The 26,028-nt window shown below is 44.6% G+C and carries 23 protein-coding genes and 1 other RNA gene; 17 read left to right on the top strand and 7 right to left on the bottom strand.

Features of this window, described 5'->3' with window-relative positions; all coding sequences use genetic code 11:
- The first annotated feature begins 2 nt into the window (after nucleotides 1–2).
- From rnpB to lpxC, 16 genes are all read left to right on the top strand, one after another.
- Nucleotides 3–391, top strand: an RNA gene (gene rnpB / locus PMAL9190_RS12990) — RNase P RNA component class A.
- Between the two features lie 271 nt (nucleotides 392–662).
- Nucleotides 663–1,121: a division/cell wall cluster transcriptional repressor MraZ gene (gene mraZ, locus PMAL9190_RS12985; protein ID WP_060998297.1), complete on the top strand. Its 459-nt coding sequence runs from the start codon at nucleotides 663–665 to the stop codon at nucleotides 1,119–1,121.
- A gap of 14 nt (nucleotides 1,122–1,135) precedes the next feature.
- Nucleotides 1,136–2,083, top strand: coding sequence for a 16S rRNA (cytosine(1402)-N(4))-methyltransferase RsmH (gene rsmH, locus PMAL9190_RS12980; protein WP_087845559.1), 948 nt, complete (start codon nucleotides 1,136–1,138; stop codon nucleotides 2,081–2,083).
- On the top strand, nucleotides 2,080–2,397 hold the full coding sequence (ftsL, locus tag PMAL9190_RS12975; RefSeq protein WP_087845558.1) for a cell division protein FtsL: 318 nt from the start codon (nucleotides 2,080–2,082) through the stop codon (nucleotides 2,395–2,397). Before rsmH ends, ftsL begins: the two co-directional genes overlap by 4 nt.
- Nucleotides 2,398–2,400: 3 nt before the next feature.
- Nucleotides 2,401–4,140: a penicillin-binding transpeptidase domain-containing protein gene (locus PMAL9190_RS12970; protein WP_087845557.1), complete on the top strand. Its 1,740-nt coding sequence runs from the start codon at nucleotides 2,401–2,403 to the stop codon at nucleotides 4,138–4,140.
- A gap of 8 nt (nucleotides 4,141–4,148) precedes the next feature.
- Nucleotides 4,149–5,672 (top strand): UDP-N-acetylmuramoyl-L-alanyl-D-glutamate--2,6-diaminopimelate ligase, encoded by a 1,524-nt coding sequence (gene murE, locus PMAL9190_RS12965; RefSeq protein ID WP_087845556.1) that lies wholly within the window; start codon nucleotides 4,149–4,151, stop codon nucleotides 5,670–5,672.
- Complete coding sequence (gene murF, locus PMAL9190_RS12960) at nucleotides 5,669–7,051, top strand: UDP-N-acetylmuramoyl-tripeptide--D-alanyl-D-alanine ligase (protein WP_087845555.1); 1,383 nt, start codon at nucleotides 5,669–5,671, stop codon at nucleotides 7,049–7,051. The genes murE and murF overlap by 4 nt, the downstream gene beginning before the upstream one ends.
- Nucleotides 7,051–8,133 carry a phospho-N-acetylmuramoyl-pentapeptide-transferase gene (mraY, locus tag PMAL9190_RS12955; protein WP_087845554.1) on the top strand — a complete coding sequence of 361 codons (1,083 nt, stop codon included), beginning with the start codon at nucleotides 7,051–7,053 and terminating at the stop codon, nucleotides 8,131–8,133. The genes murF and mraY overlap by 1 nt, the downstream gene beginning before the upstream one ends.
- 1 nt (nucleotide 8,134) lies before the next feature.
- On the top strand, nucleotides 8,135–9,472 hold the full coding sequence (gene murD, locus PMAL9190_RS12950) for a UDP-N-acetylmuramoyl-L-alanine--D-glutamate ligase (protein WP_087845553.1): 1,338 nt from the start codon (nucleotides 8,135–8,137) through the stop codon (nucleotides 9,470–9,472).
- Nucleotides 9,472–10,785, top strand: coding sequence for a cell division protein FtsW (ftsW, locus tag PMAL9190_RS12945; protein WP_087845552.1), 1,314 nt, complete (start codon nucleotides 9,472–9,474; stop codon nucleotides 10,783–10,785). The genes murD and ftsW overlap by 1 nt, the downstream gene beginning before the upstream one ends.
- Entirely contained in the window at nucleotides 10,772–11,836 is a 1,065-nt protein-coding gene (gene murG / locus PMAL9190_RS12940; protein ID WP_087845551.1) for an undecaprenyldiphospho-muramoylpentapeptide beta-N-acetylglucosaminyltransferase, read from the top strand. The genes ftsW and murG overlap by 14 nt, the downstream gene beginning before the upstream one ends.
- 15 nt (nucleotides 11,837–11,851) lie before the next feature.
- Entirely contained in the window at nucleotides 11,852–13,315 is a 1,464-nt protein-coding gene (murC, locus tag PMAL9190_RS12935; RefSeq protein WP_087845550.1) for a UDP-N-acetylmuramate--L-alanine ligase, read from the top strand.
- 273 nt (nucleotides 13,316–13,588) lie between these two features.
- On the top strand, nucleotides 13,589–14,374 hold the full coding sequence (locus PMAL9190_RS12930) for a cell division protein FtsQ/DivIB (RefSeq protein WP_087845622.1): 786 nt from the start codon (nucleotides 13,589–13,591) through the stop codon (nucleotides 14,372–14,374).
- A 12-nt stretch (nucleotides 14,375–14,386) separates the two neighbouring features.
- Nucleotides 14,387–15,643: a cell division protein FtsA gene (gene ftsA / locus PMAL9190_RS12925; RefSeq protein ID WP_087845549.1), complete on the top strand. Its 1,257-nt coding sequence runs from the start codon at nucleotides 14,387–14,389 to the stop codon at nucleotides 15,641–15,643.
- Nucleotides 15,644–15,675: 32 nt separating this feature from the next.
- On the top strand, nucleotides 15,676–16,806 hold the full coding sequence (gene ftsZ, locus PMAL9190_RS12920; RefSeq protein WP_087845548.1) for a cell division protein FtsZ: 1,131 nt from the start codon (nucleotides 15,676–15,678) through the stop codon (nucleotides 16,804–16,806).
- A 224-nt stretch (nucleotides 16,807–17,030) separates the two neighbouring features.
- A complete protein-coding gene (lpxC, locus tag PMAL9190_RS12915; RefSeq protein WP_065167016.1) occupies nucleotides 17,031–17,948 on the top strand; it encodes a UDP-3-O-acyl-N-acetylglucosamine deacetylase in 918 nt (305 codons plus the stop codon).
- Between the two features lie 71 nt (nucleotides 17,949–18,019).
- Here lpxC and PMAL9190_RS12910 read toward each other — a convergent pair whose 3' ends face one another.
- Nucleotides 18,020–18,478, bottom strand: coding sequence for a DUF721 domain-containing protein (locus tag PMAL9190_RS12910; RefSeq protein ID WP_087845547.1), 459 nt, complete (start codon nucleotides 18,476–18,478; stop codon nucleotides 18,020–18,022).
- Between the two features lie 448 nt (nucleotides 18,479–18,926).
- Between PMAL9190_RS12910 and secA the strand changes: the two genes are divergently transcribed.
- The gene (secA, locus tag PMAL9190_RS12905) at nucleotides 18,927–21,662 is read left to right on the top strand and encodes a preprotein translocase subunit SecA (protein ID WP_087845546.1); all 2,736 of its coding nucleotides are present in this window, start codon (nucleotides 18,927–18,929) and stop codon (nucleotides 21,660–21,662) included.
- Nucleotides 21,663–21,710: 48 nt separating this feature from the next.
- On the opposite strand, the gene mutT is transcribed toward secA, so the two are convergent.
- The 6 genes from mutT to PMAL9190_RS12875 form a co-directional block, all read right to left on the bottom strand.
- A complete protein-coding gene (mutT, locus tag PMAL9190_RS12900) occupies nucleotides 21,711–22,118 on the bottom strand; it encodes an 8-oxo-dGTP diphosphatase MutT (RefSeq protein ID WP_087845621.1) in 408 nt (135 codons plus the stop codon).
- Nucleotides 22,119–22,248: 130 nt separating this feature from the next.
- Nucleotides 22,249–22,449: a DNA gyrase inhibitor YacG gene (gene yacG, locus PMAL9190_RS12895; protein WP_087845545.1), complete on the bottom strand. Its 201-nt coding sequence runs from the start codon at nucleotides 22,447–22,449 to the stop codon at nucleotides 22,249–22,251.
- 7 nt (nucleotides 22,450–22,456) lie between these two features.
- Nucleotides 22,457–23,194 carry a cell division protein ZapD gene (gene zapD / locus PMAL9190_RS12890; RefSeq protein WP_087845544.1) on the bottom strand — a complete coding sequence of 246 codons (738 nt, stop codon included), beginning with the start codon at nucleotides 23,192–23,194 and terminating at the stop codon, nucleotides 22,457–22,459.
- A gap of 50 nt (nucleotides 23,195–23,244) precedes the next feature.
- Nucleotides 23,245–23,850 carry a dephospho-CoA kinase gene (gene coaE / locus PMAL9190_RS12885; RefSeq protein ID WP_087845543.1) on the bottom strand — a complete coding sequence of 202 codons (606 nt, stop codon included), beginning with the start codon at nucleotides 23,848–23,850 and terminating at the stop codon, nucleotides 23,245–23,247.
- A gap of 3 nt (nucleotides 23,851–23,853) precedes the next feature.
- Nucleotides 23,854–24,732, bottom strand: coding sequence for a prepilin peptidase (locus tag PMAL9190_RS12880; protein WP_087845542.1), 879 nt, complete (start codon nucleotides 24,730–24,732; stop codon nucleotides 23,854–23,856).
- 63 nt (nucleotides 24,733–24,795) lie between these two features.
- Nucleotides 24,796–26,016: a type II secretion system F family protein gene (locus tag PMAL9190_RS12875; protein ID WP_159458396.1), complete on the bottom strand. Its 1,221-nt coding sequence runs from the start codon at nucleotides 26,014–26,016 to the stop codon at nucleotides 24,796–24,798.
- Nucleotides 26,017–26,028 lie beyond the last annotated feature (12 nt).

Here is a 26,028-nt window from a genome sequence, read left to right as displayed (position 1 = left end):
CCGGAGTTGGTCAGGTAATCGCTGCTTCATTGGTAACCTTTGGGAAGTCAATGGAGGGGAGGAAAGTCCGGGCTCCACAGGGCAGGGTGCCAGATAACGTCTGGGGGGCGCAAGCCTACGACAAGTGCAGCAGAGAGCAAACCGCCGATGGCCCATTGCTTGCAATGGTGCACAGGTAAGGGTGAAAGGGTGCGGTAAGAGCGCACCGCACGGCTAGTAATAGTTTGTGGCAAGGTAAACTCCACCCGGAGCAAGACCAAATAGGTCCCTAATGGCGCGGCCCGCGTTGGGGACGGGTAGGTTGCTTGAGTCTGTGAGCGATTGCAGACCTAGACGAATGATTGCCGCCGCGAAAGCGGAACAAAACCCGGCTTATCGACCGACTCCCTACATTTAGAGAAGGTGGTGTTTGATTACAAGCACCACCTTTTTTGCGTTTTATTTTCCGCCAAAATTACATTTCGCAATCAGGTTTACTTAGCCACTGTTAGAAGTGTGTCTGAATTAGTGCCAATTGCTTGACATCGTTTTTGTCTCATACGTACACTTTGTGGTGGGAATTTGTGGGGAAAAGTGGTGTTGTCTCATTATCTTTGTTGTTATTCTGCTAAAGTGAGTAATTAACCTACTCTTTTATCATGTAATCTGACCGAGAACCCCCAATGTTAAGAGGTGCCACTAGCGTTGTTATTGATGATAAAGGCCGCTGGGCAATGCCTAAGCGTTACCGAGCATCGTTAATTGAGCAATGTCAGGGACACTTTGTTTGTACTATCGATCACCAGTTTTGTTGCTTGTTGCTATATCCCATCGATGAATGGGAACGAATTGAAGCTAAATTAGTACGTCTATCCAGCCTTCATCCCGCAGAGCGGCGCTTGCAACGATTATTGCTTGGGCACGCTTGTGAATGTGAATTGGATGCGCAGGGAAGGATATTAATTCCACCGACGTTAAGACAATATGCTCAGTTAGCGAATAAAATTATGGTCGTTGGCCAGTTAAATAAATTTGAAATCTGGTCTGCGCCTTTGTGGCAACAGCAAATTGAACATGATATCGACCTTCAGGCTGAGGATGCGCCGGAACCTTCCCCGCGCCTTAGTGAGCTTTCACTTTAGCTGAAATTATATTTATGTCTGAGCAATTTGAGCACGTTTCCGTTTTACTTAATGAATCAGTAGACGGGTTAGCGATTAAACCCGATGGTATCTATATCGATGGTACTTTCGGTCGTGGCGGTCATAGCCGTTTAATTCTGTCAAAATTGGGTGACAACGGTCGCCTTTACAGCATCGATCGCGATCCTCAAGCTATTGCTGAAGCGCAAAAAATTGATGATCCACGTTTTGAAATTATCCATGGTCCATTTTCAGGCATGGAAAAATACATGCAAGAACGTGATCTGATTGGTCGTGTTGATGGTGTGTTACTTGATTTAGGTGTGTCGTCTCCACAGCTTGATGATGCCGAGCGTGGCTTTAGCTTCATGCGTGACGGCCCACTAGATATGCGTATGGATCCAACATCAGGTATGTCTGCTGCTGAATGGTTAGCAGAAGCTGATGCTGATGATATTGCATGGGTATTAAAAGAATTTGGTGAAGAACGCTTCGCTAAGCGTATTGCGCGTGGCATTGTTGACCACCGTGACAACCCTGAAAAAGAGCCGTTAACTCGTACGCGTGAGCTTGCGAGCTTGATTGCTGAAGTATCGCCATTTAGAGATAAGCATAAGCACCCAGCTACGCGTAGTTTCCAAGCCATTCGTATTTACATTAACAGTGAATTAGAAGAGATTGATACTGCGTTACATGGCGCAATGAATACCCTTGCTAGCGGTGGCCGTTTATCAGTGATTAGTTTCCATTCATTGGAAGATCGCATGGTAAAACGCTTTATTCGTAAGCAAAGTAAAGGTCCAGATGTACCTGCCGGTTTACCATTAACAGAAGATCAAATTAAAGCGCTAGGCTGTGCTGATATGAAGCCTATTGGTAAAGCGATTAAACCGTCACAAAATGAACTTGGTTATAACACCCGTGCTCGTAGTTCTGTGCTACGTTTGGCCGAGCGTCTATGAAATCAACAGAATCTTCAATGAATCTGGCTAGCCTGATCGGACGAGACCTCGTCACGGTCGGGTTAGTGCCGCTGATTCTAACCTTCGCGATCCTCATTTCTGCTTTATCTGTCGTTTATGTTACTCATGAATCTCGCCAATTAATTGCTCAGCAAGAAAAATTGCTAATGCAACGTGAGAACTATGATGTTGAGTGGCGAAATCAAATTCTTGAAGAAAACTCGCTTGCAGAGCACAGTCGTATTGAACGATTAGCTGAAACTGAACTCAAAATGCAACGTCCATCTGTCGATAATGAAATAGTCATACATTAAAAGATGAAATTATTTAATCGTTCAAATAAAAAGACTCAATCTTCTAAGAGCGCGCCATTTTTAAAATGGCGTTTTGCCATTATCTGCGGTTTTATTTTATTAGGTTTCTTTGGCCTAATCGCGCGTGCTGCCTATATTCAGGTACTTGAACCTGGTCGTCTTATTCAAGAGGGTGACGCCCGTTCACTACGGGTGCAGTTAATGCCTTCTGCACGTGGCATTATCTCTGATCGTAACGGTGAGCAACTGGCGGTAAGTGTGCCAGTACAAGCGGTGTTTGCTAACCCGGTTGAGATATTTAAACACGGTGGTCTTAGTGATACTAACCGTTGGAATGCACTGGCTGATGTGTTGGATTTAAATCGTGCCAAGCTACTGCAACGCATTGAAAAAAATAAAAACCGCAAATTCATTTATCTCGCGCGTCAAGTTAGCCCACCAATGGCTAATTATGTCGAAAAATTAAAATTAAAGGGGATTGGTTTACGTGCTGAGTCGCGTCGTTTTTATCCTTCAGGTGAAGTTAGCGCCCAATTAATTGGCTTTACTGGTATTGATGGCCATGGACTTGATGGCATTGAAAAGACCTATGATGGTTGGTTAACGGGTGAGCCTGGCCGCCGAACGGTACGTAAAGATCGTTATGGGCGTGTGGTTGAAAATATTTCTCAACAAAGCCGTCAACCGGGTAAACCGTTAGAGTTAAGTATTGATCAGCGCATTCAAGCGATAGCTTACCGGGCCGCGAAAGAAGGGGTGATGGATATTCCAGCAACCTCGGTCAGTATTGCTATTTCAGATGTGCGTACTGGTGAAATTCTGGCGATGGTCAATGCGCCGTCATTTAACCCTAATGATCGCAATGATCGTCAACCGTATAAAATGCGTAACCGGGTGATCACCGATACCTTTGAACCCGGCTCAACGGTGAAGCCATTTGTGGTGTATACCGCGCTTAAAAATGGCATTGTTAATGAACATACGTTGATCAATATTCCGCAGAGTAAACATTTCCGCGTTGGCACTAAAGTGATCACTGACGTATCACGCATCGAGCCGCTAGCAACGGTACAACGTATTTTACAAAAATCGAGTAACATCGGTGTGAGTAAATTATCGTTGGCAATGCCTGTTGAAGACATTCTTGATACCTACCGCAAGGTCGGTTTTGATGAGCCTTCAGGTATTAACTTAATTGGTGAAACAACCGGTCATTTTCCTAATCGTTATCGCTGGTCTGATATTGGCCGCGCAACCTTAGCTTATGGTTATGGTATTTCGTTAACACCAATTCAATTATTGCATGCCTACACCACTTTAGGTGCTTACGGTATTAAACGTCCACTTTCGATCTTGAAAACAGAAAAAGTGGTTCCGGGTGAGCAAGTTCTCGATCCTAAAATTGCCAAGAAAATTCTGTTAATGATTGAGTCAGTAACCGATAAAAAAGGCGGTGGTGGTGGTTGGCGCGCAGCTGTTCCTGGCTACCGTGTTGGCGTTAAAACGGGTACTGCTAAAAAAGCGGTTGCAGGTGGCTATGGTAATGATTACTTCTCATATACCGTTGGTGTCGCACCAATTAGTCATCCCCGCTTAGCGATAGTGGTAATGGTGAACGAGCCGAAAGGCGATAAATTCTATGGTGGTGCAGTGGCTGCGCCAATTTTATCCAAAGTACTTGGTGGCGCATTACAGATTTTAAACGTGCCGCCAGATGCTGATACGCTAAAAATAGATAAATGAGTGTGATCATGGCATTGGTTAAACAGGAAGTACAATTAGGCGCGCTGCTTGCGCCTTGGTTAACAGTTAATAATGTGCCGACTGAATATGCACAATTGTTGTTAACGTCGATGACACTGGATAGTCGCCAAGTAACGACAGGCTGTTTATTTGCTGCGGTGAAAGGTCACACTGTTGATGGGCGTCGTTTTATAACAAATGCCATTGCTGCTGGGGCGAGTGCAATTGTGGCAGAAGCTGAATCTATCGCCACTGATGGCGAGATTCAGTTTCAGGATGGCATTATCATTATCTATCTGCACGATTTAGGGCATAAGTTATCAGCTATTGCTGGGCGCTTTTATGCTGAGCCAGATAGTCAGCTTAAATTGTATGCGGTAACGGGTACCAATGGTAAAACCACCATTAGCCAGTTATTAGCACAGTGGGCAGACTTGATTGGTTATCGTGCCGGAGTGATGGGGACCACAGGCAACGGTTTATTAGCTGATCTACAGCCGGCGCTAAATACCACTGGTAGTGCGATTGAAATTCAACAAACCTTAGCGGAGTTAGTCGCTCAAGGTGCCAACTTTGCAGCGATGGAAGTGTCCTCACATGGTTTAGTACAAGGCCGTGTGAGTGCGCTGCATTTTGTGGCGAGTATTTTTACCAACCTTAGTCGTGATCACCTTGATTATCACGGTGATATGACGCATTACGCAGCAGCGAAAAAAAGCTTATTTACTGCCCATGACAGCGGTATTGCTGTCATTAATGCCGATGATAGCGTGGGTCAGCAGTGGTTAGCTGATTTACCTCAAGCGGTTGCTGTTGCGCTCAATCCTGCGGCTGTGGCTGCGTATTCAGGACCAAAACTGTGGGCGACAGCGGTTGAGTTTAGTACTCAAGGGGTGACGATCTGCTTTGAATCAAGCTGGGGTAACGGTAAATTCACCGCGCCGTTAGTTGGTTCATTTAATGCGACCAATTTGTTATTAGCCTTGGCAACATTACTCGCCACAGGCCATGACATGGCAGCATTGTTGGCGGTAGCACCACAATTGCAAGCCGTGATTGGGCGAATGGAAGTGTTTCAAGATTCGACCGCTTCTAAAGCGATGATGGTAGTCGATTATGCGCATACTCCTGATGCATTAGAAAAAGCATTACAAGCACTGCGAGTGCATTGTGATGGTAAGTTATGGTGTTTATTTGGCTGTGGTGGTGATCGCGATAGCGGTAAACGACCAATGATGGCTGCCATTGCCGAGCAATTTGCCGATCATATTGTGCTCGTTGATGATAATCCACGTAGTGAAGATCCACTGCAAATCATGCGAGATATGCAAGCGGGGTTAACCACAGCTACAGCTGCAACCGTGATTCATGATCGTGCTCAAGCCTGTGCTTATGCGCTATCGCAAGCTAACGCGAACGATATTATTTTGGTTGCTGGTAAAGGTCATGAAGACTACCAGATCCTTGCCGATCGTACGATCCACTATTCAGACCGCGAAACGGTAGCGGCATTATTTGGAGAACAGCGATGATCAAGGTTCAATTGAGTCAGTTACAAGCAGTATTAGCGGCTGAATTAATTGGTGAAGATACAGAGATTGCAGCGGTATCAACCGATACTCGTGCGATTGATGACGACACTCTTTTTATTGCGCTTATTGGTGAACGTTTTGATGCGCATGACTTTTGTCATAATGCGGTTGAAAACGGTGCTAAAGCATTATTGGTTAGTAAGCGCTTAGCGTTAGATATTCCACAATTAGTGGTGGCTGATACCCACCAAGCCTTAGGTCAGTTAGGGGCATGGTTAAAAGCCCAAATGACCGCTGAGCATGGATTAAAAACTCTTGCTTTAACGGGAAGTTGCGGCAAAACTACCGTCAAAGAAATGGCGGCAGCAATTTTAGCCACTAAAGGCAAAGTACTCGCAACCGCAGGCAACTTTAATAATGATATTGGTGTGCCACTAACATTATTGCGCTTAACACCTGCTGATAACTATGCCGTGATCGAACTGGGTGCGAATCACTTAGGTGAAATAGCCTACACCACAGCATTGGTAAAACCTGATGTGGCATTGATTAATAATCTGGCTGCTGCTCATCTTGAAGGTTTTGGTTCATTAGCTGGCGTCGCCAAAGCCAAAGGTGAAATTTTTGCAGGGTTAACTGCAGCAGGGCAAGCAGTGATTAATCTTGATTCTAATCGACTTGAGATGTGGCAACCGTCATTGGTTGGGCATGCTGTGACAAGCTTTTCGGCTACTAGCGATCATGGCGACTATTTTGCAACTGCGATCAAGATTAACCCGCAAGGTTTAGCGTGTTTTACGATGCAAACTCCTCAAGGTGCTATCGAAATCAGCTTAACGCTTGCCGGAATGCATAATGTTAGTAATGCTCTGGCTGCGGCGGCATTAACCATGGCATTAGGGGCAACGTTAACCGAGGTTAAACAGGGTTTAGAAACTGTCACTAATGTCAAAGGACGATTAGCTATCACTGAACCACGCTTAGGATTACGGTTAATTGATGATACTTATAATGCCAGTGTTGCCTCGGTAAAAGCGGCGATTGATGTGCTGTCTAGCTTTAGCGGTAAACGTTACTTTATTCTTGGTGACATGGCAGAACTGGGCGTAGAAAGCGACAGCTTACACCGTGAAGTCGGTGAATATGCACGTGAAAAACAGTTTGATGGTGTAATGACATTTGGTCGTGCCAGCGCTGTTGTTAGCCAATTAAATAATGGTCAGCATTTTAGTGATAAAACTGCATTGATCGATGAACTTAAACAAAGATTACATCAACAACTTAGCCAACATCATGCTTCACAAGTGACTGTGCTTGCCAAAGGCGCGCGTAGCTCACATATGGAAGATGTTATTATTGCCTTGCAGGAAGATAAATAATGATTTACTGGTTAGCTGACCACTTTCAGTCCTCAATCCCTTTTTTCCGTCTGTTTGAATACCTGACGTTTCGCGCCATCATGAGTATTTTAACTGCGCTACTGTTCTCATTGTGGCTGGGTCCGCGCATGATTGCACGTTTACAAATGATGCAAATTGGCCAAGTGGTACGTAATGACGGCCCTGAGTCACATTTCAGTAAGCGTGGTACGCCAACGATGGGCGGACTGATGATTTTAGCTGCAATTACCTTAACCGTATTATTGTGGTGTGATTTGAGCAACCCTTATGTATGGGCGGTACTGACAGTCATGCTTGGTTATGGCGCAGTAGGTTTTGTTGATGATTATCGCAAAGTTGTTCATAAAAACACCGATGGCTTAATTGCTCGTTGGAAATATTTTTGGCAATCAGCCATCGCACTTGTGGTGGCTTTTGTGCTTTATGCTTACGGTAAAGATACTGCTGCAACCCAATTAGTGGTGCCGTTCTTTAAAGATGTGATGCCGCAATTGGGTCTCGCTTATATCGTCCTGACTTATTTTGTGATTGTTGGCACGAGTAATGCGGTTAACTTAACTGATGGTCTCGATGGTCTAGCGATTATGCCAACAGTAATGGTCGCCGCTGGTTTTGCCTTTATTGCATGGGCTACGGGTAACTACAACTATGCTGAATATCTGCATATCCCTTACTTAAGCAATGCCGGTGAGTTAGTTATTTTGTGTACCGCAATTGTTGGTGCCGGTTTAGGTTTCTTATGGTTTAACACTTACCCTGCGCAAGTATTTATGGGCGATGTAGGCTCATTAGCCTTAGGTGGCGCATTGGGTACGATTGCAGTATTGGTTCGCCAAGAATTTTTATTGGTGATCATGGGTGGCGTGTTCGTGATGGAAACCGTATCGGTAATTCTACAAGTTGGCTCGTTTAAATTACGTGGTCAACGTATTTTCCGTATGGCACCGATTCATCATCATTACGAATTAAAAGGCTGGCCAGAACCACGTGTTATCGTCCGTTTTTGGATTATCACGTTGATGCTGGTATTGATTGCATTAGCAACATTGAAGGTACGTTAATATGAATGGCTTGGTTGGTATTAATAAGGTGGTGGTGATTGGACTTGGTATGACAGGTCTATCTGTGGTTAACCATTTAGTACGATTACCACAATCGCTGGATATTAAAGTGATTGATACCCGTGATAATCCACCAGGCCAAGATCAACTGCCCGCAGGCGTTGCGATGTGTGCTGGGCAGTGGAATTTAACCTGGCTGTTAGATGCGGATTTGATCGTTGCTAGCCCAGGTATTGCATTAGCAACCCCGGAGTTATTGTTAGCAGCACAAGCAGGAATTGAGCTTATCGGCGATATCGAGTTATTTGCCCGTGCAGTGAATAAACCTGTGGTTGCGATCACGGGTTCTAACGGTAAAAGTACCGTTACCAGTTTAGTTGGTGAAATGGCTAAAGAAGCAGGCATCAATGTTGGTGTTGGCGGCAATATTGGCTTTGCGGCGCTAGATATGTTGGCGCAAGATCATGATCTTTATGTGTTGGAGCTCTCAAGTTTTCAGTTAGAAACCACGTCATCATTAGTACTTGAAGCGGCGGTATATTTAAATTTATCTGAAGATCATATGGATCGCTATCCGGGTGGTTTAGCAGAGTACAGTAACGCCAAAATGCGCATTTTTGATCATGCTAAATTAGCCGTTTATAACCGTGATGATCTCGCGACTAAGCCGTTATTTAACGGTGACATGACCAGTTTTGGTTTTGATAGTAGCGATTATGGCTTGGTTATTGTTGATGGTGAGGAATGGCTTGCCATCGCGGCTGAACCATTAATGGCGGTGAGTGAGATCGCTTTAGTTGGGCGTCATAATGTGGCTAACTGTTTAGCTGCATTAGCGTTAGCTGACGCCGTCGGCATTGATCGTCACGCTGCTTGCCAAGCAATGCGACGTTACACTGGTCTGGCCCATCGGTGCCAACTTGCGGTTAATCAGCATGGTGTTAAATGGGTTAATGACTCTAAAGCAACTAACCTTGCTAGCACAATGGCAGCATTAACCGGTTTGCAATTAGCCGGCAAACTGCACTTATTAATGGGCGGTGATGGTAAAGGTGCGGATTTCAGTGAACTTAAACCTGTTCTGGCTGACTTAAATGTACAACTTTATTGTTTTGGGCGTGATGGCCACTTATTTAGTGAACTGGTAGAGAATGCAATAAATGTCGCCACCATGAGTGAAGCAATGGATCGTGCAGCAGCAACAGTACACGCTGGCGATATGGTTTTATTATCACCGGCATGTGCCAGTTGGGATCAATTTGCCAACTTTATGGCACGCGGTGATGCTTTTGTTGAACAAGCCATTCGGCTTCAAGATTCAGTCTCAGGAAATATGTAATGTTTAAAATGGCCCGTAACGGATTATCGGTAGTGTCTGGCTGGTTTTTAAAACCAGCTAAACCGATTCTGTATGATCGCCAATTAGTGTGGATAGCAATAGCCTTAATGGTTACCGGTTTAGTGATGGTAACCTCAGCATCCATACCTGTCGCCACTCGTCTTACTGGTATTCCTTTCTTCTTTGCACTGCGACATGCGTTTTTTCTCGCGTGTTCACTCGTGATTGCCGCGATTGTAATGCAAGTTCCCTTAGCAAAATGGGAAAAATATAGCGTACCGATGTTACTCACCTCGATCTTATTATTGATCGTGGTATTAGTCATTGGGCGTTCAGTTAATGGTGCGGCACGTTGGATTCCACTTGGAGTATTCAACTTGCAGCCAGCTGAAGTGGCTAAACTGTCATTATTTGTATTTCTTGCGGGCTATTTAGTGCGTAAGAATAAAGAAGTTAGAGGCAGTGTTACTGGTTTTATAAAGCCACTTGTTGTGCTGGGTATTATGGGGTTTTTATTACTCCAACAACCTGACTTAGGTTCGTTCGTGGTAATGTTCGTTGGTACCATCGGCATGCTGTTTCTTGCCGGTGCACGCCTATGGCAATTCTTAGTCATGATCGGATTGGCACTGGGGGGGATTACAATGTTGATTGTATTTGAGCCCTATCGTTTACGACGAGTCACCTCATTCTTAAACCCTTGGCAAGATCCATATGGTAGTGGCTATCAGCTAACCCAGTCATTAATGGCATTTGGTCGTGGCGACTGGTTTGGTCAAGGTTTAGGTAACTCGATTCAAAAGCTGGCTTATCTTCCAGAAGCACACACTGACTTTGTGTTTGCGGTGTTAGCCGAAGAGTTAGGTCTGATCGGGGTTATCGTGGTATTGACGCTGTTATTTGCATTAGTGTTTAAAGCGATCATGATTGGCCGTAAATGTCTTGAAGATGGCTTGCTTTTTGGTGGTTATCTGGCTACTGGATTTGGTATTTGGTTTGCATTCCAAACTTTAGTTAACGTTGGCGCTGCAGCCGGTATTGTACCGACGAAAGGCTTAACGTTACCTTTGATCAGTTATGGTGGTTCGAGCTTATTTATTATGGCCGCTGCGGTGGCTATTTTGATTCGTATTGATTTTGAACAACGGGTTGCCGCTAAATTCTCATCAGAGCAACCAGCTGATGTTGATGATGAAGCATTAGATAATATGGAAGTAGCGGTTGAGCAAGGATCTTTAGGTTTACAGAGCCTAGCCACTGCTGATAATTCACAACGAGAACAAGATAAAAAGCATTCTAATGACAAAGAATAAACGTTTATTGGTGATGGCTGGTGGTACTGGTGGTCACGTATTCCCTGGACTTGCTGTTGCACGTCAATTACAGCAACAAGGTTGGGAAATTCGCTGGTTAGGCACCGCAGATCGTATGGAAGCGGAGTTGGTACCAAAGCATGGTATTGATATTGATTTTATTAAAGTAAAGGGCCTACGTGGTAGCGGTATTGCAGCGTTACTTGGCGCGCCATTTAAAATTATCAAAGCGATTTTTCAAGCCCGTAAATACATGCAAGCATGGCAGCCAGATGTCGTATTAGGTATGGGGGGATATGTCAGTGGTCCCGGTGGTGTAGCGGCTTGGTCATTGGGTATTCCGGTGGTATTGCATGAACAAAATGCTGTCGCAGGCCTCACTAATCAATGGCTGGCTAAAATCGCCACCAAAGTACTGCAAGCATTTCCAGGTGCATTTAAAAATAAGCAAGTGGTGGGTAATCCAGTACGCCAAGATGTAACGCTATTACCACCACCTAAGCAACGCTTTGCTGAGCGTAGCGGTCCGATTCGCGTGTTGGTGATGGGCGGCAGTCAAGGTGCGCGGATTTTAAACCAGACCATGCCTGAGGTGGCGGCGTTGTTAGGCGATAACGTCACCATTTGGCATCAAGCAGGTAAAGGCAATCAGCAATCGACGCAGCAAGCCTACGCCAAAGATGCTCAAACGCCGCATAAAGTGACTGAATTTATAGATGATGTTGCAGCCGCATATGGTTGGGCTGATTTAGTTGTTTGTCGCTCTGGCGCATTGACTGTATCTGAGCTATCAGCCGCTGGCGTTGGTGCGATCTTTATTCCCTTTATGCACAAAGATCGTCAGCAAGCATTAAATGCCGACCATTTAGTGGCGTGTGGTGCCGCAAAAATGATTGAGCAACCGCAATTAACCGTTGATGGTTTAGCGCAACAAATAAATTTATTAAATCGTATTGCGCTTGAGCACATGGCTTGTGCCGCACGCAATGCCGCTATCATTGACGCAGACCAACGTGTTGCTGATGTGATCAAATCACTAGCAAAGAATTAAACAGGAACAAAAGTGATGAGTAAACTGGATAACCAGCAATTAGCAAAGATTCGCACTATGGTGCCCGAGATGCGCCGAGTCGAACGGATTCACTTTGTTGGTATTGGTGGTGCTGGCATGAGCGGCATCGCAGAAGTATTAGTTAACGAAGGTTATCGTGTTAGTGGGTCTGATATTGCACCCAATGCCGTTACTAATCGCTTAACAGCCAAAGGGGCTGAGATCTTTTTTGGTCATGCGGCTGAAAATGTAGAAGGTGCAAGTGTCGTCGTTGCATCAACCGCCATTAGCAAGCAAAACCCAGAACTATTAGCGGCAACAGAATTACGTATTCCAGTAGTACGTCGTGCAGAAATGTTGGCTGAGCTCATGCGTTACCGTCATGGTATTGCGATTGCGGGAACCCATGGCAAAACCACCACGACAGCACTGGCGACGCAAATCTACTCTGAAGCAGGGCTTGATCCAACATTTGTTAATGGCGGCTTAGTGAAAAGTGCTGGCACCAATGCGCGTTTAGGCTGTAGCCGTTATTTAATTGCTGAAGCTGATGAAAGCGATGCCTCATTTTTACACTTGCAGCCAATGGTGTGTGTAGTCACTAACATTGAAGCCGACCATATGGATACTTATGGCGGTGATTTTGAAGTGCTAAAACAGACCTTCATTGATTTTATCCATAACCTGCCATTTTATGGTTTAGCAGTGATGTGTATTGATGATCCTGTGGTACGTGAACTATTGCCACGTGTCGGTCGTCCAATGCTAACTTACGGTTTTGCTGAAGATGCTGATGTACGATTAATCAATTACACTCAAACCGGTCAGCAAGGCCACTTTACGGTATTACGTAATGATAAGCCGGCGCTGAATATTACCCTTAATATTCCAGGCAAACACAACGCATTAAATGCAACTGCAGCGATTGCTGTTGCGACCGAAGAAGGTGTCAGTGATGATGCTATCATGCGTGCTTTAGTTGAATTTGAAGGGACAGGTCGTCGTTTTGATCACTTAGGTGAATTTGAAACTGGTAACGGTAACGTGATGCTGGTTGATGATTACGGTCACCACCCAAGTGAAGTTGATGTAACGATTAAGGCCGCACGTGCTGGCTGGCCTGATAAACGTTTAGTGATGGTCTTTCAACCTCACCGTTATAGTCGTACTCGCGATTTATATGATGATTTTGCCAATGTACTTGAGCAAGTCGATGTGTTGGTGATGCTGGATGTGTATGCTGCTGGTGAAACACCGATTGCAGGTGCTGACGGCCGTTCGTTATGTCGTACGATTCGTTCTCGCGCCAAAATAGATCCTGTCTTTGTGCCACAAGCAGAGAATTTGCCTGCAATATTAGCCAATATTATCCAAAATGATGATTTGGTTCTGACACAAGGTGCAGGTGATGTTGGCAAAATAGCTCGCCAGTTAGCAGAGTTGCAGTTAAATGTCGTCGCTATGCGCAATGATGCCTAAAAGGCATTGGTTGTTAGTAATAGTATCGTAAATACTGATCACTGGCTGTAAATTGGATATTCCATCGCCAGTGATCGCTTTTTTTTGCGATTTCTCGACAAATAGATAAATTTATTGTCAGGTTATGCTCGGAAAACGCCTAATGAGTGTTGGAGTGGGTCGAGTTGCTCGGTATAATCGTTTAACTTTGCTCGTTATACCTGACTGAGCGCACCATCGTAAAATACTTTTATGGAATGGTTTGGCTTAAATGGTAAGGTAAATAGACACGCGATGACTGAAGAAGTCGTAAATAAAGAGCATACATCATCCTCTCCTCGTGGTTTAAAGCGGTGGGGAGGATTGGCATTTTTTCTCTTTGTCATTGGTTTTACGGTTTGGCTTGTCAGTGCTACCAAAGACTGGATGACGGATGCAAACCGATTACCCTTGTCAAATTTAGTGATTCAAGGACAGTTGCATTATCTGACGAAAGATGATGTTAGACAGTCAATATTACATTTAAATCATCTGGGGACTTTTATGACCCAAGATGTAAATAGTATTCAAGCATCGGTAGAGACATTACCTTGGGTTGCTCAAGCTGCTGTACGTAAACAATGGCCGAATACGATTAAAGTCTTTTTGGTTGAGAACCAACCTGTCGCCGAGTGGAATGGTACTTATTTAGTTAATCGTTCTGGTAAAGTTTTTAAGGCGCCAGCATTACAAGTGGCAGGATTAGGATTAACCAATCTGATTGGTCCTGAAGGTAGCAGCCAAGAGGTTTTAGCTGGATTGCGTGAAATGCGTCCAGTGCTGAAAAAAGCGGGTTTTGGAATTGCATCATTAGCCTTTAATGAACGTGGTTCTTGGCGCGTGGTATTAAAAAACGGAATTATACTTGAATTAGGGCATGAAGCTCGAATGCAACGTATAAAGCGTTTTATCGAGATTTATCCTGAGCTATTGAAGCAGGATAAGCCGATTAATTATGTAGATTTGCGTTATGATACTGGCGCTGCTGTGGGTTGGAAAACAAAACCGGAGTATGAAAATCATGCGCCGGCTAAAAAATAAGAGCGTGCACTGATGACTAAGGCTGCAGATAAAAAACTCATAGTTGGTCTTGATATCGGCACTTCCAAAGTTTGCGCTTTGGTAGGGGAAGTCCTTCCCGATGGCAATGTTAATGTTATCGGTGTAGGTAGCAGCCCGTCACGCGGAATGGATAAAGGTGGGGTTAATGACCTTGAGTCAGTAGTAAAGTCGGTTCAGCGTGCTGTTGATCAGGCTGAACTTATGGCTGACTGCCAAATTGGTTCCGTGTGTTTGTCGCTATCAGGTAAACATATTAGTTGCCAAACAGAAAAAGGCATGGTGCCTATTTCTGATAAAGAAGTAACTCAAGATGACGTCGATAATGTTATTCATACGGCGAAATCAGTAAAAATAAGCGATGAGCAACTTATGTTGCATGTGATTCCACAAGAATATGCGATTGATTACCAAGAAGGGATTAAAAACCCGGTTGGTTTATCAGGTGTTCGTATGGAAGCAAGTGTTCACTTGATCACTTGCCATAACGACATGGCACGTAACATCGTTAAAGCAGTAGAGCGTTGTGGCTTGACCGTTGATCATCTGATTTATTCAGGATTAGCAGCAAGTAAGGCTGTACTGACCTCAGATGAGCAAGAGCTCGGCGTATGCGTGGTCGATATTGGCGGCGGTACAATGGATCTTGCTATTTGGACTGGTGGTGCATTACGTCATGCGGAAGTGATTCCTTATGCGGGTAATGTAGTTACTAGTGATATTGCTTATGCGTTTGGTACACCGCCGGGTGACGCTGAAGATATTAAAGTGAAATACGGTTGTGCACTGAGTGAGTTGGTGGGCAAAGATGCTAAAGTGGACGTACCTAGTGTAGGTGGCCGTCCATCGCGGAGCTTGCAGAGCCAAACACTCGCAGAAGTAATAGAGCCTCGATATAGTGAATTGCTAGGGTTAGTAAATCAAAAATTACTAACCGTACAAGATCAATTGCGAGAGGCTGGTGTTAAACACCACCTAGCAGCGGGCATCGTCCTTACCGGGGGCGCTGCACAAATGGAAGGTTTAACTGAATGTGCTGAGCGGGTTTTCCGCAATCAAGTACGTATAGGTCAGCCTCTTGAGCTGAGTGGGTTGACTGACTATGTTCAGGCTCCACCTTATGCTACCGCAGTAGGATTACTGCACTACGGAAAGGATAGTCAATCATTTGATGAAAATGCTCTTGAGCCGAAACGCTCGGTAACAGGAATATTTTCACGAATCAGTGGTTGGTTCGAAAAGAATTTTTAAACCTGATGCGAACAGGATAACGGAGAGAACAAATGTTTGAACCGATGATGGAAATGTCTGATGAAGCTGTAATTAAGGTCATTGGCGTTGGCGGCGGCGGCGGTAATGCTGTCGATCACATGGTACGTGAGTCTATTGAAGGCGTGCAGTTCATTAGTGTTAACACTGATGCACAAGCTCTTCGTAAAACAAGCGTAAGTACTGTTATTCAAATCGGTGGTGATATCACTAAAGGTTTGGGTGCGGGTGCTAACCCACAAGTGGGTCGTGATTCAGCGTTAGAAGATCGTGAAGCAATCAAGAAAGAGCTTGAAGGCTCTGACATGATCTTCATTGCAGCGGGCATGGGTGGTGGTACCGGTACTGGTGCTGCGCCAATCATTGCTGAAGTGGCTAAAGAGCTTGGTATTCTTACTGTTGCTGTTGTGACTAAACCATTTAGCTTCGAAGGTAAGAAGCGTATGGCATTTGCAGAGCAAGGTATTGATGAGCTTTCTAAGCATGTTGACTCATTAATCACTATTCCTAACGAAAAGCTACTTAAAGTACTTGGTCGTGGTATCACATTACTTGATGCCTTTGCGAAAGCAAACGACGTACTTAAGAATGCGGTTCAAGGTATTGCTGAGCTAATTACTCGCCCAGGCATGATCAACGTCGACTTTGCGGACGTACGTACCGTGATGTCGGAAATGGGTCATGCAATGATGGGTAGTGGTGTTGCGGCTGGTGACGACCGTGCAGAAGAAGCTGCTGAAATGGCAATTTCTAGCCCATTACTAGAAGATATTGATCTAGCGGGCGCACGTGGTGTACTTGTTAACATCACTGCAGGTATGGATATGCGTCTAGACGAGTTTGAAACTGTGGGTAACACAGTTAAAGCATTCGCGTCTGATAACGCAACAGTGGTTATTGGTACTTCACTTGACCCTGATATGACTGATGAACTACGTGTAACCGTAGTAGCAACAGGTATTGGTAAAGAGTGCAAGCCTGATATCACACTAGTAACGTCATCTAAGCCAGCGCCAGTTGTTGCACAGGAACAACCTGCTGCAGTTGCTGAAGAGAAGCCTGCTGAAACTCAGCCAGCTAAATCTCAAGGTGCTGATCATGACTACCTAGATATTCCAGCATTCTTGCGTAAGCAAGCGGACTAAAATAGCCATCACATTGATTGTGGTACTAATTTTAGTTAAGTGAGCCATGCATCTTTTGTTTCACCGCAAAAGGTGCATTGTTTCACCACAGTGAATTATTTTGGATATTTTTTGGGTTATGGTATGATAAGTATTCGATTCGCCACTTTGGCGTTGCGAATAGTTTCTATTCACCTAATTAGTTTGCAAACAAAAGTTTGTTTAACCGTTGAGATATAAAGCAGATGATCAGACAACGTACACTTAAAAGCATTGTGCAGACGACTGGTGTGGGCCTCCACTCTGGACGTAAAGTGACGCTTATTCTGCGTCCTGCAGCCGCAAATACTGGCGTGATTTATCGCCGTACTGACCTTAATCCACCGGTGGATTTCCCTGCGAATGCAGACTCAGTGCGCGATACCATGTTATGTACCGCTCTTGTGAATGAGCAAGGCGTGCGCATTTCAACTGTTGAGCACTTGAATGCTGCACTAGCCGGTATGGGTATCGATAACGTAATTATCGAAGTTGATGCGCCCGAAATTCCAATTATGGATGGTAGCGCAAGCCCATTTATTTACCTGCTTCAATCAGCAGGTATTGATACGCTAAATGCGCCGAAGCGTTTTTTACGTATTAAAAAGCCTGTTCGCATTGAAGATGGCGACAAGTGGGCGGAACTCGTGCCTTTTAACGGTTTCCGTCTGGATTTTGCTATCGACTTTAACCACCCTGCGATTGATTCAGATCAGCAGCGTCTAGTGTTAGATTTTTCAAGCCAGTCTTTTGTTAAAAAGATTAGCCGTGCGCGTACTTTCGGTTTCATGCGTGATATCGAATACCTTCAGTCACAAAATTTGTGTCTTGGTGGTAGCTTTGATAACGCGATTGTATTGGACGACTACCGTATCCTGAACGATGATGGTTTGCGTTTTGACAATGAGCTTGTTACTCACAAAGTATTGGATGCCATTGGTGACCTTTACATGTGTGGTCATAATATCATTGGTGAGATGCGTGCTTATAAATCAGGTCATGCGCTTAACAACCAACTACTGCGTGCAGTATTGGCTGACCAAGAAGCCTATGAGTGGTCAACCTTTGAAGATGAGCGTGAAGTGCCTGTCACTTTTGCGCAACCGGGTATGGTATTGGCGTAAATCACGCAATAGCCTTGTATTAAAAAACGCCGAGCATTTATGTTCGGCGTTTTTGTATCTATTGGTTGTGATTAGCTGGTTTTCTTTTTCGCTAACGTTGCTAACCGCTCTAAACAAGCTTTAACTTTATCCGGTGCATTGGCCGCGGTAGCTAATAGGTGCTGAGCGGCAACATCGCTGATCGGTTTTTGAATAATATCAGGAATTTTATCTTGCTTACGAATCGCAACCGCCGCCAGTGCTGGGTTTACCTTGATCTCAATATCACGCAACTTTGGTAATAATTTTTCGCGTAATTTGTTCATCAGTTGGTAGCGCTCATAGTTTAATCGCATCGACCATGCTGCTGAGGCGGTTTCAATAATCAGTACCCCTTGACGATAATTACTGACGCGACAGTGTTCGACACAATTTAAATGCGCTTTGACAGCGGTATCAAGTTGGCTTAATGCTGCTGCGCGTTGTTGAATTGACGTTAGACCATCACTGTCGAGCAGATGAGCAGGGGTTTGTGGGCGATGATCTCTCATGATTTTAGTTCCTGAATATTCAAAAGCATAAAAATGTTACTTTTGCGAATATGATCTTAATTTTTCAAAGATAAACGCCGTTGCTGTGGCTTTTATCATAGGCGATGACATTAATATGACTTATCATATCAGACATATAGGTTAATATATGTTGAGTGATATGTCTGCCAAGCGTCAGTGACCATGGTATTTTTTGTGTTGCAATGGCAATAAAGACGATGAGTTTAGCATTGAGTAAGGTGCTTTTTGTTACGATAATAATCTTAGCCCTTGAAAAGCGATGAGCACGACACAATATCAGTATTACATGTTTCAGGATTAACCTCTTAGTCACCGTTGTGACGATTCCAGTGGGATAAGGATGGCTTAGGTCCCCCGAGGAATGAAACCCGAATTAAGCGATTCAGCAATAGAAACGCTGATATAACAAAGAGAAAACGGCATCACCATGTTATCAAAACTACTCACTAAAGTTATCGGTAGCCGTAACGACCGCACTCTGCGTCGTATGCGCAAAATTGTTGATCAAATCAATAAGCTAGAACCTCAGTTTGAAAGCCTACAAGATCATGAGCTGCAAGCAAAAACAGCTGAATTTCGTGAGCGTTTAGATCAAGGCGAAACGCTAGATCAACTACTACCAGAAGCCTTCGCGACAGTTCGTGAAGCATCAAAACGTATTTATGGCATGCGTCACTTTGACGTGCAGCTACTTGGCGGTATGGTTTTAAACGACTGTAAAATTGCTGAGATGCGTACCGGTGAGGGTAAAACTCTTACAGCAACATTGCCTTCATACCTTAATGCTTTGACCGGTAAAGGTGTTCACATTGTAACGGTGAACGACTACCTTGCTGCGCGTGATGCCGAAACAAACCGTGAGTTATTTGAATTCCTCGGTATGACCGTGGGTATTAACGTACCAAATATGTCACCGCCAGCGAAGAAAGAAGCTTATGCGGCAGATATTCTATACGGTACCAATAACGAATTTGGTTTTGACTACCTGCGTGACAACATGGCGTTCCGTCCTGAAGATCGCGTTCAACGTGAACGTTTCTTTGCGGTAGTCGATGAAGTTGACTCGATTTTAATCGATGAAGCGCGTACACCGCTGATTATCTCTGGCCCTGCTGAAGATAGTTCAGAAATGTACATTAAAGTGAACAAGCTGATCCCGCTATTGGTGCGTCAAGATAAAGAAGATAGTGCCGATTACCGTGGTGAAGGTCACTACACCGTTGATGAAAAGTCTAAGCAAGCGCACTTTACTGAAACGGGTCAAGAATTCATTGAAGAGTTGTTGATTAAAAATGGCATTATGGCTGAGAACGATACGCTATATTCTCCGGCTAATATCAGTTTATTACACCACGTTAATGCTGGCCTACGTGCCCACGTGTTGTTTGAAAAAGACGTCGATTATATCGTGCAAGATGATGAAGTTATCATTGTCGATGAGCACACTGGCCGTACTATGCCAGGTCGTCGTTGGTCTGAAGGTCTTCACCAAGCTGTTGAAGCGAAAGAAGGCGTTAAGATTCAAAATGAAAACCAAACCTTGGCTTCTATTACTTTCCAGAACTACTTCCGTTTATACGAGAAGTTATCAGGTATGACAGGTACAGCTGATACCGAAGCGTTTGAATTCCAATCTATTTACAACCTTGATACGGTAGTGCTTCCAACTAACCGTCCAATGGCGCGTATCGATAACGGCGATTTAGTTTACATGACCGAGGCGGAGAAATTCGCAGCAATCAGTAACGATATTATTGAGCGTGTACAGAACGGTCAGCCATGTCTAGTGGGTACCGTGTCGATTGAAAAATCAGAGTTGCTATCAAACGCACTAAAGAAAGCGGGTATCAAGCATAACGTACTCAACGCGAAGTTCCACGAAAAAGAAGCTGACATTATTGCCGAAGCGGGTGCGCCAGGTGCGGTAACTATCGCTACCAACATGGCCGGTCGTGGTACCGATATTATGTTGGGCGGTTCATGGAAAACTGATGTTGAAAAACTGACTAATCCAACCGAAGAGCAAATTGCTAAAATTCGTGCTGATTGGCAAGTGAAACACGATGCGGTATTAGCATCGGGTGGTTTGCACATTCTTGGTACTGAGCGTCATGAATCTCGCCGTATCGATAACCAGCTACGTGGTCGTGCGGGTCGTCAAGGTGATGCTGGTTCTTCACGCTTCTATCTTTCAATGGAAGATGGCCTAATGCGTATCTTCGCCTCTGATCGTGTTTCAGGCATGATGAAGAAGCTGGGTATGGAAGAAGGCGAAGCGATTGAACACCCATGGGTATCAAAAGCTATCGAAAACGCACAACGTAAAGTTGAAGGGCGTAACTTTGATATTCGTAAGCAACTGCTTGAGTTTGATGATGTTGCTAACGACCAGCGTCAGGTCGTGTATGAACTACGTGATGAGCTAATGAATGCTAACGATATCAGTGAAATGATTGAGCACAACCGTGAAGACGTGTTGAACGCAATTATTGATAACTACATTCCACAGCAATCGCTAGAAGAAATGTGGGATATCGAAGGCCTAGAAACGCGTCTGAAAGAAGACTTTGACTTAGAACTACCGATTCAACATTGGTTAGATACTGAAGATAAGCTTTACGAAGAAGCGTTACGTGAACGTATTATCGAAAAAGCATTTGAGCTTTACCGTGAAAAAGAAGCGGTTGTTGGTGCAGAAGTACTACGCAACTTTGAAAAAACGGTCATGCTACAAAACCTTGATACGTTATGGAAAGAACACCTAGCGGCGATGGATCACCTTCGTCAAGGTATTCACCTGCGTGGTTATGCTCAGAAGAACCCTAAGCAAGAGTACAAGCGCGAGTCGTTTGAACTGTTTGAAGAGATGTTAGATAACTTAAAGAGTGATGTGGTATCGATCCTAAGTAAGGTTCGCGTACAGCAGCAGGAAGAAGTTGATCGTATGGAAGAAGAGCGTCGTCAAATGGCAGAAATGCTAGCCCGTCGTCAACAGTTCCAACATCAGGATGCTGACAACCAAATTGTCGATGAAGCATCTCAAACAGAAGACGACAGCCATCAAGGCACTTATGAGCGTGAAGAGCGCAAAGTAGGCCGTAATGAGCCTTGTCCATGTGGTTCAGGTAAGAAATACAAGCAGTGTCACGGTAAGATCGACTAAGATCGCTGTTAAGCTGTAATAAAAAAGGTCGCTCTGAGCGACCTTTTTTTATTCCCCATACACCTCAACGATCTTGGCTAATACCGCCGCATTTGCCTCTGGAAATGGGTATTGTTGAAGATCGTTAATCGCAACCCACAGTCCCGCTTGACCTTCATTGCCGCGAGCTTGACCGCTGAATTTGGTGACCGCAAAGAAATCAAACTTTAATGCTTTATCTGAATAATCATGGTCAAGACTAATCAACGGGGTTAGCGCAGTGGCTTCAATGCCCACTTCCTCGCTTAACTCACGTATTAATGCTTGCTCAGCAGTCTCATTGGCTTCAACTTTACCGCCGGCAAATTCCCATAAACCACCTTGATGGGCATTAGCATCACGGCGAGTAATAAATATTTGATCTTGGGCTGGATTTAAAATGATCCCGGCCGCGATCCAAAGCCGTTTTTTGAGCATAGCTGGTTGGGTCATAAGCTCGTTCCTAAATAAATCAAAGACTAAAATAATTCGATTAAAAAAGGGCGAGCTAATGTGAACATTGACTCGCCCTTAAGCAGTAATAGCGTGTTAAATCGATGCTGAAGAGTTAGTAGTTATCTTCCGACCAGCCATCGCTATCAGACATATCGGGTGCGCCAGGAATGGACTTTTCTTCATCCGCCCACTCACCAAGATCAATCAATTGGCAGCGCTTACAGCAGAAAGGACGGTAAGGGCTTTGTTGCCCCCAAACCACGTCAGTTTTACAGGTTGGGCATTTCACCACAGTGGGTTGAGATTGCGACATAGTCACCTCAGCAAATAGCTAATTTAAAGTCGATATTGGTAGCCACTGTCGAGCCGTCTTCATAAGGTGAAAAACGAATAGAGAAGTGGCTACGGTGGCCTGATACCACAGGATAAACACCATAGCTTGCATCGATTTCAATTCGAAGTAAACACGATAAGCTCGCGTCATTTTGGAAAAAACCATTATGGGCCACTTGCGGCTGGTATTGTGCCGATTGACGCACTAAATGCAGCCACAGGGTTAATGCTTGATCGACTTCAGCCAATTGATCTAGCCATGCTTGCAAAGTTTGCTGACGCTCTTCTAGCGGTAACTGACGCCAGTAATGTAATGCTGGAAGATCAAAACTACAGGTGCCGCCAGGAATAGCAAAGCGTTGGCGAATCGAGCTTAGAAAACGGTCTTCACGCAGGCTTTGGCCTAGGCGTGGCGCAGCTAATAGATTTTTCTGAGCATGACTCATGCTATCAAGTAATGATTGGATCGCAACGGGATCAACGCCATCGTAATCTAACCATGCTTTTAATTTGGTACTTTGTTTATCGAGCGCTTTGGCAAGATCAGTTTTCACCGGAATTTGCTCTATGAGCTCAAGTAGATCAAATAAAGCATTAAAGAAAATCGTGTATTGCCATGGGTCGCTAAGTTCGCTGCTTTGATGTAATTGTTTTAGTAAGTGTTCAAGGCGCAGGTAAAGGCGTACCTTTTCATTCAGTGGATGTTCATAGTGGTGTTTTTGCATAACGGAAACCAATGGAAGCCAAAAAAAGAATAATGAATGCACGCAGAGCGTTATTTCGCAGCCTGTGCTAGGGCGAGATAATGCTGGTGTAGCTGAGCGACTTGAGTCAACAGTGCCTGATTATCACCGTTATTACAAATGATATCATCAGCAGCATCGAGGCGTTGTTGACGTGTGGCTTGTGCTGAGAGAATATTTTTTATTTGCTCTAGCGATACATTATCTCGTTGTTGGGTACGCATTATCTGTGTTTGTTGGTCAACGTCAACCACCAGTAACCGATCGGTGAGAGTTTGAAGGTTATTTTCTACCATTAGCGGCACGATCAGCAGGCAATACGGCGAGGTAGCGCGATCGATATCCGCTAACATTTTGGCTCGAATCAATGGATGTAGCAGTTGGTTGAGCCAGTTTTTAAGTTGCGGATCACTAAATATTGCCGCTCTTAATTGACTGCGATCGAGATTACCGTCTGCCAGCAGTATGCTTGCGCCGAATTTTTCAACGATGCGCGCTAGGCCGACACTGCCAATCGCCACCACTTCGCGAGCAATGACATCGGCATCGATTAAATCAATGCCATACTCGCCAAATAAATTCGCCACTGTGGTTTTACCACTGCCAATACCACCCGTTAAACCGATCACTACCGCCATTAATTAAAATCCTAAATATGAGCTAACATACCAATGTAAAATTGGTTGGCCCCATAGAATAGCAATCCAGCCAGCGACGGCAAGGTATGGTCCAAAAGAGAACGGTGTTTGTTGATCTTCCCCCTTGGTTCTCAGCATGATAATGCCGCAGATCGCGCCGACAAATGAAGACAGTAATACTACAAACGGTAATAACGACCAGCCAACCCAAGCGCCAATAGCGGCTAGCAGTTTAAAATCGCCATAACCCATGCCGTCTTTTTTAGTCAGCAGCTTAAACGCCCAAAATACCGACCACAGTGATAAATAACCCGCCATTGCACCAATAACGGCATCGGTTAATGTCAGTGGACTGATACCGATGACGGCCAATAAAATTCCCGCCCACATTAATGGCAATGTGATTTGATCCGGCAACAGCATTTTATCGATATCAATAAAGGTCAGCGCGATCAGGGCAAAACTGCAACCAAGGACTGCAACAGCCCACCATGTTGGCGGTAATACTAACGCGACAATTAAGCTAATGATGGCGGTCAGTAATTCAATCGCAGGGTAGCGTTTACTGATCGGCGCATGGCACTCGCGGCATTGGCCTTTTAATACTAGCCAGCTAAGCAGCGGAATATTTTCTAGCGCGCTAATGGCATGATGACAATGGGGGCAACGCGAACGTGGCACACTTAAATTAAACGGCGTAGTAGCATCATCGGTTGGCGCATTATCCAGTTCCGAAAAGCAATCTTGGCATTCTTGACGCCATTGGCGCTCCATCATAATCGGCAGTCGATAAATGACCACATTAAGAAAACTACCAATCAATAACCCCAGAATGGTGGCAAACAGCGGATATAGCCACGGGTAATAACTCAATACAGCCATGCAGTGCTCTCTAAAAAAAGTCGTCGGTTAACCTTAGCGTGATGGTTATTGATTGAGTTGTGATCACCCTATAACGCTCATTAGCGTAAAGATAGGCATGTACATCGCGACTAATAAACCACCGATAATGGTACCAAGAATGATAATAATAAATGGCTCAAGAATTTGACCGAGATTATCGACGGTATTATCGACATCATCTTCATACAATTGCGCCATTTTATTGAGCATATCATCAAGTGAGCCAGATTCTTCACCTATCATCACCATTTGTAACATTAATTCTGGAAAAACATCTGCTTGGCGCAATGCTAAGTACAATGGCATTCCCGCTGCGGTGCTGTTATAGACCTCATCAATCGCTTGTTCGATGTAAAGATTATTACTGGTTTTAGCTGCTGATTGAATGCCAGTTAATAATGGAATACCGGCATTAAAAGTGGTCGCAAGAGTACGAGCAAAGCGCGAGATAGTCGCTTTGAGTAATACATCGCCGACGATGGGCAATTTAAGGCTGAGTTTATCGGCACGATAATGAAAGCGGTAGTAATGCTTATAACAATAACGATATAGCAAGATCACAGCTATGATCCCAACCCCAAGGTAGCTGCCATAGTTGACTAGAAAATCAGAGGCTTTCATTACTTGGCGAGTAAACCACGGCAGTTCAGCCCCAAAGCCACTAAAAATAGCCGCAAATTGCGGAATCACAAACACCAGCATTAGCACTGTCACCAAAATGGCGGTGATCGACACCATTGATGGGTAGATCATCGCTTTAATGATCTTTTTACGCATCGCTTCAGCTTTTTCACGGTAGACCGCAATTCGCGCGAACACTTGCCCTAAATGACCAGTTTGCTCGCCAGTATCGACCAAGTCGCAATAAAATTTATCAAACAGCGGTGAGCTTGAACGCATTGCTTTTGACAGTGACGATCCCGCTTCTACTTGAGTGGTAACTTGATTTAGTGTGGCGCGCATTTCGGCTTTATGGTGACTGTTAGCCATTAACGTTAACGCTTGTACCACGGGCACGCCAGATTCCACCATGGTTGATAACTGCCGAGTGACCATGGTGACATCTTCAGGCTTCATTTGATTGCGCAGGCGGCTTAACGTACCGGGGGTGGTGCGCTTGATCTTTTTAACATTGATCATCTGCTCGGTAAGCTGATGCCGTACTTCTTGTTCTTGAAAGCCCATGGTGACGCCAGATACTTTACGTCCGGCTTGATTGACGCCACGCCATTGGTAGTAACGAATTTTAGTGGCTGCAACCATAATAAATTCTCT

Origin of the sequence: Photobacterium malacitanum (assembly GCF_900185615.1) — a bacterium.
Taxonomy (GTDB): domain Bacteria; phylum Pseudomonadota; class Gammaproteobacteria; order Enterobacterales; family Vibrionaceae; genus Photobacterium; species Photobacterium malacitanum.
The sequence above is the reverse complement of the archived record's forward strand: the minus strand, read 5'-3'. Positions and strand labels throughout refer to the sequence as shown.